Annotated in this window: 12 protein-coding genes; 9 read left to right on the top strand and 3 right to left on the bottom strand. The window is 40.1% G+C overall.

Features of this window, described 5'->3' with window-relative positions:
* Positions 1-149 precede the first annotated feature (149 nt).
* The 5 genes from N39L_RS24640 to xth all read left to right on the top strand — a co-directional run bounded on the left by N39L_RS24640 (position 150) and on the right by xth (position 4,102).
* The gene (locus tag N39L_RS24640) at positions 150-395 is read left to right on the top strand and encodes a hypothetical protein (RefSeq protein WP_006620178.1); all 246 of its coding nucleotides are present in this window, start codon (positions 150-152) and stop codon (positions 393-395) included.
* Entirely contained in the window at positions 392-574 is a 183-nt protein-coding gene (locus tag N39L_RS24635) for a type II toxin-antitoxin system VapC family toxin (protein ID WP_006620179.1), read from the top strand. The genes N39L_RS24640 and N39L_RS24635 overlap by 4 nt, the downstream gene beginning before the upstream one ends.
* 536 nt (positions 575-1,110) lie before the next feature.
* Positions 1,111-2,394, top strand: coding sequence for an AAA family ATPase (locus tag N39L_RS24630; RefSeq protein ID WP_006620180.1), 1,284 nt, complete (start codon positions 1,111-1,113; stop codon positions 2,392-2,394).
* An 89-nt stretch (positions 2,395-2,483) separates the two neighbouring features.
* Positions 2,484-2,930 carry a hypothetical protein gene (locus tag N39L_RS24625; RefSeq protein WP_006620181.1) on the top strand — a complete coding sequence of 149 codons (447 nt, stop codon included), beginning with the start codon at positions 2,484-2,486 and terminating at the stop codon, positions 2,928-2,930.
* A 380-nt stretch (positions 2,931-3,310) separates the two neighbouring features.
* Complete coding sequence (gene xth, locus N39L_RS24620; RefSeq protein ID WP_006620182.1) at positions 3,311-4,102, top strand: exodeoxyribonuclease III; 792 nt, start codon at positions 3,311-3,313, stop codon at positions 4,100-4,102.
* Here the strand turns inward: xth and N39L_RS24615 are convergent.
* The 3 genes from N39L_RS24615 to N39L_RS24605 all read right to left on the bottom strand — a co-directional run bounded on the left by N39L_RS24615 (position 4,099) and on the right by N39L_RS24605 (position 7,369).
* The gene (locus N39L_RS24615) at positions 4,099-4,695 is read right to left on the bottom strand and encodes a Uma2 family endonuclease (RefSeq protein ID WP_014276664.1); all 597 of its coding nucleotides are present in this window, start codon (positions 4,693-4,695) and stop codon (positions 4,099-4,101) included. The two genes, xth and N39L_RS24615, sit on opposite strands and share 4 nt — an antisense overlap.
* An 8-nt stretch (positions 4,696-4,703) precedes the next feature.
* Positions 4,704-5,294: a Uma2 family endonuclease gene (locus tag N39L_RS24610; RefSeq protein WP_014276663.1), complete on the bottom strand. Its 591-nt coding sequence runs from the start codon at positions 5,292-5,294 to the stop codon at positions 4,704-4,706.
* A gap of 83 nt (positions 5,295-5,377) precedes the next feature.
* Complete coding sequence (locus N39L_RS24605) at positions 5,378-7,369, bottom strand: adenylate/guanylate cyclase domain-containing protein (protein WP_006620184.1); 1,992 nt, start codon at positions 7,367-7,369, stop codon at positions 5,378-5,380.
* Between the two features lie 303 nt (positions 7,370-7,672).
* Here N39L_RS24605 and N39L_RS24600 point away from each other — a divergent pair, with 303 nt between their 5' ends.
* From N39L_RS24600 to N39L_RS24585, 4 genes are all read left to right on the top strand, one after another.
* Entirely contained in the window at positions 7,673-8,608 is a 936-nt protein-coding gene (locus N39L_RS24600; RefSeq protein WP_006620185.1) for an NAD-dependent epimerase/dehydratase family protein, read from the top strand.
* A gap of 72 nt (positions 8,609-8,680) precedes the next feature.
* Entirely contained in the window at positions 8,681-9,661 is a 981-nt protein-coding gene (locus N39L_RS24595) for an SDR family NAD(P)-dependent oxidoreductase (protein ID WP_006620186.1), read from the top strand.
* Between the two features lie 2 nt (positions 9,662-9,663).
* A complete protein-coding gene (locus N39L_RS24590; RefSeq protein WP_014276662.1) occupies positions 9,664-10,488 on the top strand; it encodes an SDR family NAD(P)-dependent oxidoreductase in 825 nt (274 codons plus the stop codon).
* Positions 10,485-11,807 carry a flavin-containing monooxygenase gene (locus N39L_RS24585; protein ID WP_006620188.1) on the top strand — a complete coding sequence of 441 codons (1,323 nt, stop codon included), beginning with the start codon at positions 10,485-10,487 and terminating at the stop codon, positions 11,805-11,807. Before N39L_RS24590 ends, N39L_RS24585 begins: the two co-directional genes overlap by 4 nt.
* Positions 11,808-12,121: the final 314 nt, after the last annotated feature.

The following is a 12,121-nucleotide window of genomic DNA, read 5'->3' as shown; positions in this document are numbered from 1 at the left end:
GGAAATGAGCGGGATGGATGATTGGCGTTTAAATAGTAGGAGTGCGATCGCCTGCTCAAACTTCCTTGGTAAAGGATAGACCATAAAAAATGTTCTGTTCAAATAAACCCGGTTTCTTAGTTTCTTAATTCTTTGAGGATATCACAACTATGATTAGCATAGAGCCAATTCAAAACGACATTCAAACTCTGCCACCAGAAGCGCAAGACTTACTCATTGACTTCATTCAACTTCTCAAAAAACGTTATCCAGAAACCAAGACCGAAAACATAGATGTATCCCCAGAAAGCCGATCGTTTTTAGAAGATGCCCATGAATTTATCGGATGTCTAGAAGGGAGACCCGGCGATTTGGCTACCAATAAAAAATACTTAGAAGGATTCAGCACAGAATGAAACCAACAGTAATTATTGACACAGGGTTTCTGGTTGCTCTTTTAAACCGTAGCGAACAATACCATAGTTGGGTCAAAAATCAACTAAACAATATTTCTTCACCAATCATAACCTGCGAATCTGTGATAACTGAAACCTGCTTTTTATTAAGAAAAATTTTGCAGAAACAACCATTCTAAACTTGATTAACAGCCAAAAGGTCAAAATTCCGTTTATACTCATCGATGAATTTTCGATGGTTCATCAATTAATGCAATGCCACTGCGGCATATTCTCCGCACTCAAACAAGTTTCTGCCCCTGACTGAGTAGCAATTTTTTCACGGGCTTCTAAAACCATTTGATTTGGGCAACCATCCCAATATTATAAAATCAAGTGTAGCCATTTAATATTAAATCATTATTAACAAATACTTTCGGGGTTTTGCAGCCAGCATTTAACCAGATTTCGACGAGGGTTCATATTGAACCTGCTCAACAAATTTAATGCCAAGCCACCATGTTGAGCGATCGCACAACGGACAACCGGCTGAGTCAGGACTCACGTAACAAATCTACGGGTAGGTGGGCAAATATTTGCCCACCTACGAATAGTGTTTAGTTGACTGACTAAAGAAAAGCTTTGACCAAAGCTGAGATAGATGCGATCGCCCTAATTATGATCATCTAATGATGATAATATATTCAATGAAAGTAATCGATCGTCAACCATAAAAATGATTACCCAGTTACGCGCCAAATATTTCAAATCCTGGCAGGATACTGGCGACATCAGAATCGCCCCCTTGACTGGCTTTTTTGGCACCAATAGTTCGGGAAAAACTGCCATATTACAACTGTTGCTGATGTTGAAGCAAACTGTTGAAGCAGTCGATCGCCAACGGGTACTGGAAACGAGGGGGGCTTATGTTGACTTAGGGACATTTTCGGACATCTTACATAAGCATCAAATTCCCGGAAAAATCCATGTTTCTGTCGATTGGAACCTGCCCAATTTACTAGAAATTCCCGATTTAGAAAACGAACCCGATCGCACATTATTTTCAATTTCTGCCCTGGGCTTTGCCACTACGATTCAGGGAACTGCTGACAGTATTTCCGTTGAAGAATTTGCTTATAGTTTCAACCTCAATGATATTAACTATCAATTTGGAATGCGCCGCCAAAATGACAGAGATCAAGACATAAATGCCACCAGTCAAAACGACTCTGAATATGATTTAATCCATAGTGGCTATTCTCTCAAGCGAAATCGCGGACGGGCTTGGCCCCTCACACCGCCGTTGAAAAATTACCGATTTCCCGATCGCGTCAATAGCTATTATCAAAATGCCAGCTTTTTATCTGACTTCGTTCTAGCCTTTGAGGAATTATTTCAAAACCTCTACTATCTTGGGCCATTGCGGGACGATCCGCGTCGGCGATATTTATGGGCAGGGGAAAAACCCCAAGATGTAGGACAGCGAGGGGAGTTAGCCATTCCCGCATTACTTGCCTCGCGATCGTTCACCCAAAGTAATATGATGGAGGAAAAGGTAGGGCAAGCTTTACGAGATTTAGGCTTAATTTCGGAATTTAATATTCAGCCAATTGCCGAAAACCTTAAAGATTACGAAGTGCGGGTTCGCCAGGGCTCGAACTCTTCTGAAGTATCGATCGCCGATGTGGGTTTTGGAGTTTCACAAATCTTGCCTGTACTGGTACTTTGCTACTACGTTCCGAAAGGTTCAACAATTATTTTAGAACAGCCAGAAATTCATCTACATCCCTCAGCACAAACCGCATGGGCTGATATATTTATTGATACTATGAAAAACCGCAAGGTACAGATTATTTTAGAAAGTCATAGCGAACATTTGCTGCGTCGTTTACAGCGAAGGCTGGCGGAAGAACAGTTAACTAATCAAGATGCTGCGCTATACTTTTGCCAAACAAGCGATCGGGGAATATCAGAAATAACTGCCTTGGAACTCGATCAATATGGCAACATTAATAATTAGCCAGATGGTTTTTTGGGTGACGAACTTGGAGAGTTAGCCGCCATGACCGAAGCAGGAAGGCGACGAAAAATTGAGGAAAGAGGGTCGTGATGTATATAATTGCTGATACCAATGTGGTTATTGTGGCTAATGGTAAATCCTCTCAAGCATCAGTGGAATGTGTAATTAATTGCGTTCGGCGATTAAGAGAAATTCAACCAAATGAAATTCTCGTATTAGATGATGGATGGTTAATCATTCAAGAGTACCAGAAGAAGTTATCTTCTAGCGGACAACCGGGGGTTGGTGATGCTTTTTTGAAGTGGTTGTTAACTAATCAATACAACCCTCAGCGTTGCGAACGAATTCAGATTACGGCAATATCCGAGTATAATTTTGTTGAATTCCCCAACGATCCAAATCTGGATGGTTTTGATTTATCCGATTGCCAATTTGTGGCGGTGGCGATCGCACATCCCGATAAACCACCCATATTAAATGCAGTAGATTCAGATTGGCGAGATTTTAGTGATCAATTAGCCACTCATGAAGTATAAGTAGAATTTATTTGTCCAGATGTATTTTCTGAAAGCCTAATTTCATCATTCGTTGATGCTTCAAAAGTGCGATCGTCTTTCTGTATTCACCAGCGATTAACCTAATGGCGTGATGAATCTTTGCCTTAAATCTTCGGTGAGATATTATGGTATCGATCGCAATTGATCAGACTAAATTAGTGCGATCGCAAAACATCGAGAAATCTCTGGGGAAAAGCTGTTGAATTTGTGGGTGGAGGAGACCATAAAAGGGGAGATATTCTCGCCCCTATAATTACTTTACCAGCGTTGGTATATTCTCAGAATATCCCAGAAAATATTTGTAAATTGACATAATTTTTGCTATAATTAAAAAACCTGTTTTATTCCCTGATTAAGATATGAAAATTGCTACCTGGAATGTGAATTCAATTCGGACTCGACAAGACCAAGTTTTGGGCTGGTTACAAGGTCAGGATATTGATGTTTTGTGCTTACAGGAAACTAAGGTTATTGATCAAGATTTTCCGCGATCGCCTTTTGAAGAATTGGGCTATCATGTCTATATTTATGGTCAAAAAGCCTATAATGGGGTGGCAATTTTTAGTCGCTTAAATATCGAGTCTATAATCATGGGATTTACCCCTATTTTGAGTGCCGACAAGGTGGGGGATTTGGACGACCAAAAACGGGTAATTGCTGGGGTAATTGATGATATCTGTATTATCAATGTTTATATCCCGAATGGGTCGAGTGTCGGAAGTGATAAATATGAGTATAAGTTACAGTGGTTAAACCGATTACGGGATTATCTACAACAGATGTTAATCAAATATCCTCATCTGTGTATTTGTGGTGATTTTAATATTGCGCCAGAAGATCGGGATATTTATAATCCTCAAAACCGCGAAAATCATATTATGGCATCGGCGGCGGAACGTCAAGCCTTAGATGCGATCGCTAATTTGGGTTTAGCAGACGGCTTTCGTAAGTTTACCCAAGACGGCGGACATTTTACCTGGTGGGACTACCGCGCCGCCTCATTTACCCGCAACCGAGGCTGGAGAATTGATCACCATTATCTAAGTCCTGGACTCTATGAAAATGCGATCGCCTGTTACATTGACACTGAACCCAGAACCCAACCAAAACCGAGTGATCATGCACCCGTTATTTTAGAAATAGGAACTTAGTTTTCGGGTAAGTTAAAGTTAACATCTTCGTAAATTGTGGCAATTTTTTCGGTAAAATCCAGGCTAACAATATGAAAAGTGGAGTACTCTGTATCCTCAGATAAACTATAAGTATTAAATAGCCAACTGTCATCCTGGCGGCGAAAAATCTCTAAGCGAGGATGACGGGTATTAATTAATATATATTCCTGTAGGCTATCAATACTTTGATAGTCCATAAATTTATCACCCCTATCAAAGGCTTCTGTGGAGTCTGACAATACCTCAATGATAAGTTTAGGAAATTGTTTATAAGTGGGTGTATCTCTATCACGAGGGTCACAGGTTACGAGAATATCGGGATAGTAAAAACGCTCACCATTTGCTTTTTGAATACGGACTTTCATATCTGATATATACACCCGACAACCAGAACCTCTGAGATGATTACGAAGTGCGATCGCCATATTTAAAGCAATAGTAACATGGGTATCAGTTGCACCCGCCATAGCGTAGACTTCCCCATCAATATATTCATGCTTGACAGAACTTTGGTCTTCTAGTTCTAGGTAATCATCTGGGGATAAATTGACAAAATTGGGTGTAGCAATCATATTAATATTTATTGATTATTCAAGTTAACATCTTCGTAAATTGCGGCAATTTTTTCGGTAAAATCCAGGCTAACAATATGAAAAGTGGGGTTCTCTGTATCCTCAGATAAACTATAAGTATTAAATAGCCAACTGTCATCCTGGCGGCGAAAAATCTCTAAGCGAGGATGACGGGTATTAATTAATATATATTCCTGTAGGCTATCAATACTTTGATAGTCCATAAATTTATCACCCCTATCAAAGGCTTCTGTGGAGTCTGACAATACCTCAATGATAAGTTTAGGAAATTGTTTATAGGTGGGGGTATCTCTATCACGAGGGTCACAGGTTACGAGAATATCGGGATAGTAAAAACGCTCACCTTTTGCTTTTTGAATACGGACTTTCATATCTGATATATACACCCGACAACTAGAACCTCTGACCTGGGCGCGAAGTAGGGCAAATATATTTCCAGCAATAGTAACATGAGTATCAGTTGCACCCGCCATAGCGTAGACTTCCCCATCAATATATTCATGCTTTATAGAACTGTTTGCTTCTATTTCTAGGTAATCATCTGGGGATAAATTGACAAAATTGGGTGTGGCAATCATTTGATAATTCTCCAATAGTAATTGAGATTATATCATATTGTGAATGCAGATAAATATTGAGATTAATAAAAGTTTGCGATTGTCTAAATTTTACCTAATAGCCAATAGGTGGTCATATTGCCTTTTCCTTTAACATTAATTGTGCCTCTGGGCTGAAATTTATAACGATATTTCAGGCGTTCATAGGTGATGTCTGTCACCTGAATATATCCGGGTTTTCCTGATGATTCCATGCGGGAAGCAATGTTAACGGCATTTCCCCATAAATCATAGGAGAATTTTTTAATACCAATTACTCCGGCTACCACGGAACCAGTATTAATACCAATCCGAATTTGAAAATGTTCGCAACCTGAAATATTACCCAAGATTGGACAAGTCTTAAAATCATCCATAATTTGCTGCATTTCTAAAGCCATATTGGCGATCGCTTCTGCATGGTCATCCCGGGGAATTGGTAAGCCTCCCACTACCATATAAGCGTCACCAATAGTCTTGATTTTTTCTAAACTATACTTATCTGCTAATTCATCAAATCGGGAAAACATCTGATTTAGCAATTCCACCAACTGAATGGGAGGAATGCGAGCAGATAAAGGAGTAAATCCGACAATATCTGCAAATAAAATAGTCACATTTTCCATAGAGCAAGCAATGGTTGTTTGTTCATTTTTGAGTTGATCAGCAATAGCTTTTGGCAAGATATTTAATAATAGTTTTTCAGATTTATCTTTTTCATATCGGAGTTCAAACGTCCGCTCCTCTACCCGTTTTTCTAAGGCGGTAAAAGCATCTTGCACCTGTTGAGTCATCATGTTAAAAGACTTGGCTAAAATCCTGAGTTCTTTAATGCCATTAGAATGAACTTTTTGCTGTAATTTTCCTTGAGCGATCGCCTGACTTGCCGCACTCAAGTTGGAGATAGGAAGACTAATCCATCTAGCTATCATAATGCTAAAAATTGTCGGGAATATTAAAGCTAAAATACACAGTAAAATTGTAGTGCGTTTGCTGGCATTAATAGTAGCCATAAAATCATCTTCGGGAACTACTAACAAAATTAACCAGTCTAAGCCATGTCCATCATCAAAGGGTAAAATTTGCACAAATTGCCGTTCGCCTTTAATTTTAAAATCGAATTGTTTGGGTTGCTCAATTGTGTGAAAGTTTAAAATATGGTCAGTTAAATATTTGGCGCTTTCTCGGACTAATATATTTTCACTGTCTGTGGCTTGACGAATTTGGATATTATCACCAATTTTACGGATCATGCTATCATTAGTTGAACTGGAAACTAGCAGACCTGAACGCTCCATAATAAATGCTTCTCCAGTTTTGCCAATTCCTAAATTTTGCAAAAAGTGCCTAAGTTCTTCAGACAGTAAAATATCAGTTCCGCATACCCCAATAAAACGATTTCCCCAAGGATCATAAGTAGATAAACTGGCGGTAATGGTGGGTAATTGTGTGGTAAAATCTAAATATATATCACTCCATACGGACTTTCCTGTGGCTTGTGCGGATCGATACCAGGGACGTTGACGAGGTTCATAGAGTCCAGCATCCCGAAGAAAATAAAGGCGATCGCCACGGACATCAATACCGTATAAGTGCATATTTCCATTGGTTTGATCATTCCTAATCATTAACTCAAAAAATGACCCTTCATCACTCCAACTTACACCGATAAAATTTCCGGTTTCTTGTTCAGCACAATAAACGGCATTAATATAAGGTGCATTTTTAATCTGTTGCAACAAAACATTAATTCTATCCCCAGTATAAAAATCAATTTGACCATGAGAAAAACTATCAGCATTTAACTTGTTAATCTGATGAGGTATTCTAATATATGCTTGTAATTGCTGGTCAATGCGAGCAGTTAATTCCTGGCGCAGTTGAAATGCTAAATCTCGCACGGCTGCTTCGCCATTGCGAAAAGAAAAATAACCAACTAAACCGACAGTTAATGCTACTTGTAGCAAAAACGGTACTACTAAAATAGTGCGGAGTGAAATGTTACTGAATATCCGCTTGAGTTGTCTCTGAAAACGGCGAAGATAGAAAGCCAACATGGAATTAACTACCTGACAACTTTGAATTTCAACTGTTGTCAGTATAGCTTGAAAACTGTAGTAACTGCTAAAATCGCTTTTGGATAGGGTCTGGTCATCGGCTAATTGTGCTATTGTATAACTTGTTGGTATCAATACCCAGAATCATATAAGATTAATTTAGTGACCATTGGGATCTATTCCTACCACTTTAGTTAGAAGTTGTATAACCCCATGGTATTATGGTTTCTGGCTAGACATTAGTCAACTATCGTGACCAGTTTACTCTCAACCATAAAAATCAATCATTAGGAGATGGATAAAATGCGAATTTTAATCATGGGTGGTACTAGGTTTATCGGGGTTTATCTCACGAAAATTTTAGTCAGCCAGGGTCATGAAGTGGTGTTATTTAATCGGGGAAATAAACCGAGTCCGGTAGAAGGAATTAAACAAATTCATGGCGATCGCACTGATAGCCAACAACTGCAGGAAAAGCTATCCGGTGAAACCTTTGATGTCATTTTTGACAATAATGGTCGCCAATTAAGTGATACCCAACCCTTAGCAGACTTATTTAATGGTCAGGTGAAACACTTTGTTTATATGAGTTCAGCCGGAGTCTATCTCAAGTCTGATCAAATGCCTCATATTGAAGGAGATCCCACCGATCCAAAAAGTCGCCATTTAGGGAAATATGAAACGGAAACCTACTTGCAAAAAGTGGGAATTCCTTGGACATCAATTCGACCAACTTACATCTACGGACCGCAAAATTATAACCCCTTAGAGTCCTGGTTTTTCGATCGCATTGTTGCTAAACGTCCGATTCCTGTTCCCGGTAATGGAATGCACATTACCCAATTAGGTCATGTGGAAGACTTAGCGAATGCGATGGTAGCAGTATTAGGAAATCAAACGGCTATTGGTCAAATTTATAATATCTCAGGCGATCGCTTTGTCACCTTTGATGGTTTAGCTAAAGCCTGTGCGATCGCTGCGGGTCAGTCCCCAGATGACCTGCAATTAATTCATTATGACCCCAAAAAGTTTGATTTCGGGAAACGCAAAGCATTTCCCCTGCGAGTTCAGCATTTCTTCGCCGATGTTCACAAAGCCATAAATCAACTCAATTGGCAACCCAAATATGATCTCATTTCTGGATTAAAAGATTCCTTCCAAAATGATTATATAATCAATAGCAATCAAGGGGAGGTAGACTTTTCCACGGACGATGAAATCATCAAAGCCGCCGCGTAAATTTTACCAGAAAGGGGTAGTTATTAATTAATTACCCCGACCAAAATCATTTAATTATAGCACTAATCAAACATGAGCCAATTAACAGGTAAAGTCGCTTTAGTCACGGGCGCATCCAGAGGATTAGGTAAAGGAATTGCCATTGGTTTAGGGGAAGCTGGGGCTACTGTTTATATCACAGGTCGCAGCCTATCGCAAGCCAATGATGCCGTCGGAGGCAGTTTAGCAGAAACTCAGTTAGCGGTGGAAAAAGCCGGGGGTAAATGTATCGCGATTCCGGTTGATCACAGTGATGATCAACAGGTTGAATTACTTTTTAATCGCATTGACCAAGAACAACAGGGACAACTTGATTTATTGGTAAATAACGCCTACGCGGGAGTACGAACTTTAACAGAAATGCAGGGTAAACCCTTTTGGGAAAGTGAACCGCAAGTTTGGGATGAGATTAATAATGTAGGCTTACGCAGTCATTATGTGGCGGCGGTTTTAGCAGCTAGAATGATGGTTAAACGTCGTCAAGGTTTAATCTGTACTATTTCATCTTGGGGGGGATTTTCCTATCTTTTTAGTGCGGTTTATGGGATTGGAAAATCTGCCTGCGATCGCCTAGCTGCGGATTTTGCGACTGAACTTCAACCCTATAATGTCGCTTCCGTTGCCGTTTGGCCAGGAATTGTTAACACAGAACATATGTCTCGGGTCGCCACGGAAATAGAAGCCTCTAATGTCACCACAGATGATCCAGCAATACGATCGCTTGTTGACCGCTATAATTGGGAAACACCCCTATTAACAGGGAGAGTTATTGCAGCATTAGCAGCCGATCCTAATATTATGCGTCGCAGTGGTCGCCTGCAAATTGTCGCCGAACGGGCTCAAGAGTATAATCTAGTAGATGAAAATGGTAATCGTCCAGTTTCTCTGCGATCGCTGCGTTTTTTACTCTCCATGAAATGGCCGCAACTGCAAAAATCCGCATCACTAATTCCTAATGTAAATATTCCCTGGTCTGTGCTATTATCAACCATGCTAAAATCTCCGAAAATTTAACCATGACTAAATTAGAAAATGCCACAGTTGTTTTAACGGGAGCCACTGGCGGATTTGGTCAACAACTCACCCGCCAATTATTAGCAGCAGGTAGCCGTTTAATTTTAAGCGATCGCCATCAACCGACTCTCAGCCACCAAGCACAACTAATTAAACAGGAGATTAAAACCGGAGAAATCCTCGCCTGTTTTGCAGCTGATTTATCGAACCGTGAGGGATGCGAAACCCTATTTAATCAAGTCCAAAGCCTAGAAATTCCCATCGATATTTTAATCAATAATGCCGGACTAGCCATCTATGGTCGTATGGACGAAACACCCCCAGAAAAATGGGAAACTCTCATGGAAGTTAACCTGATCGCACCCATGCGTTTAAGCAGTCTATTTGTAGGGGATATGATTAGCCGCCGCCAAGGTCATATCGTCAATATTTCCTCCGTAGCTGGTTGGAGTGGCAAAGCTGGTTTAACCCACTATTGCGCCAGTAAATTTGGCTTACGAGGCTTTAGTGAGGGACTCTTTGATGAGGTAAAATCCTATAATGTCAAAGTAACTGCTGTCTACCCATTTTTTAGTCGCACCCCAATTTTAGATGCCGAAAAATATGGAACCCTAGCCACTAATTATCAAGGTTTACCAGAGGCTTGGTTAACCGACCCTCAGCAGGTCATGAAAGCGACCTTACGAGGGATTAAATCTAATCAACTCCATGTATTTCCAGACTCCCCGGCAAATTTAATTCATTTACTCAAGCGCTATACACCTTTTTTATTAAATAAAATCTCGGTTTTAGCTGATAAAAAACTTGTGAAAAATCCCAAAATATGACTTTTACAACATTAAAAAACAACCCAGAAACTGCCGACAAATATTTAATTATCGGAGCCGGATTTGTCGGATTAGGTATAGCCGAAGGTTTAAAAGCCGCTAAAATTACCTATGATCAAGTAGATGCTAGTGATGATATTGGTGGTAATTGGTATCATGGTGTCTATGAAACCGCCCATATTATTTCCTCCAAGAAAATCACCCAATTTACTCATTTTCCGATGCCGAATGATTATCCAGATTTTCCTAGTGCCAAACAAATGCGAGACTACTTAAACCATTTTGCTGATGCTTTTAATCTGCGCCCCAACATTGAACTAAAACGCACCGTTACCCTAGTTAATCCTATCGCCAATAATCTCTGGTTAGTCAGCTTTGATAATGGAGAAAAGCGAATTTATAAAGGGGTGATTATATGTAATGGTCATCATTGGTGCAAAAGATTTCCCGAATTTAACGGAAAATTCAACGGTGAAATCATCCATTCTAAAGACTACAAAAATCCCGACCAACTCCGGGGTAAACGGGTTTTAATAATTGGTGGTGGTAACTCCGCCTGTGACCTAGCAGCCGAAGCCGCCAGAGTCGGTCAAAAATCGGTGTTAAGCCTGCGGGAGTCTGTGTGGTTTATTCCCAAAACCTTTGCTGGGGTTCCCCTATCGGATTTAATTCGTTGGTGGATGCCTGAAGCCTTGCAAAGATTAATATCTTATGGTATAATCAAGCTAACTTTTGGCAGTCATGAAAACTATGGTTTACCCAAACCAAAATATCGGATTTTCGATAAACACCCCACCTTAAATAATGAAGTACCCTACTATATCAAACATGGTAAAATCACCCCCAAACCCGCCGTCGATAAATTAGACGGTTCGGATGTAGAATTTAGCGATCGCACCCGAGAAGCCTTTGATTTAATAGTTTGTGGCACAGGCTATCATGTTTCCTATCCCTTTCTTCCTCCCGAATTACAAAGAGTCAAGGGAGCGACTGTACAGTGTTATGGGGGAGCATTTTTAGATGATTATAAAGGGCTATATTATATCGGATGGGGCCAAGCGCGAGGCGGTGTAGGTTCGTTGATTTCTGCTTATGCGCCCCTATTTACCCGGTGTCTAAAACTACAAGAGGAAATCAAGATTCCCTTGGGTTTAGTCTTGAAGGAAATCGGACAGACTTTGCCGACCACTCACCTATCTGATCCACAGAAAGTTTTGAGGCAAATTCAACTATTTAACCTCTTGTTTAATTGGTTCACCAAAAAAGCCCACCAAATTGATCAACGTTATCCTAATTTTGAAAATCCCTTTCAAGCCTAGAAGCACCCATCAACGGATCAGAGACAATTTCTCAACCCCAGGGCTTCCTACAAGGCTATAACTGGTCCTATGGATGTAATTAGCCAACTTTACCAACAACCTAGGCTACAATCAAAGTATCTACCTTAGTTTTAAGTTGGATCAACAGATTATGGGTTTATTAGTCTCTATTTTGATGTCAGGTTACAAATAACCAAGCCTTTCCGGGTGGTTGGGTGCTAACTTTATTTACTCATCCCAGTTGTTTCGTAGAAGCATCATCAAGGCAAAACGCCGTCAATAACCCCCCACAAAGGGATCAGGCTGACCACAGC

It is taken from the genome of Limnospira platensis NIES-39 (assembly GCF_026000695.1).
In the GTDB taxonomy this organism is placed as follows: Bacteria; Cyanobacteriota; Cyanobacteriia; order Cyanobacteriales; family Microcoleaceae; genus Limnospira; species Limnospira platensis.
This window is presented reverse-complemented; position numbering and strand designations above follow the sequence as displayed.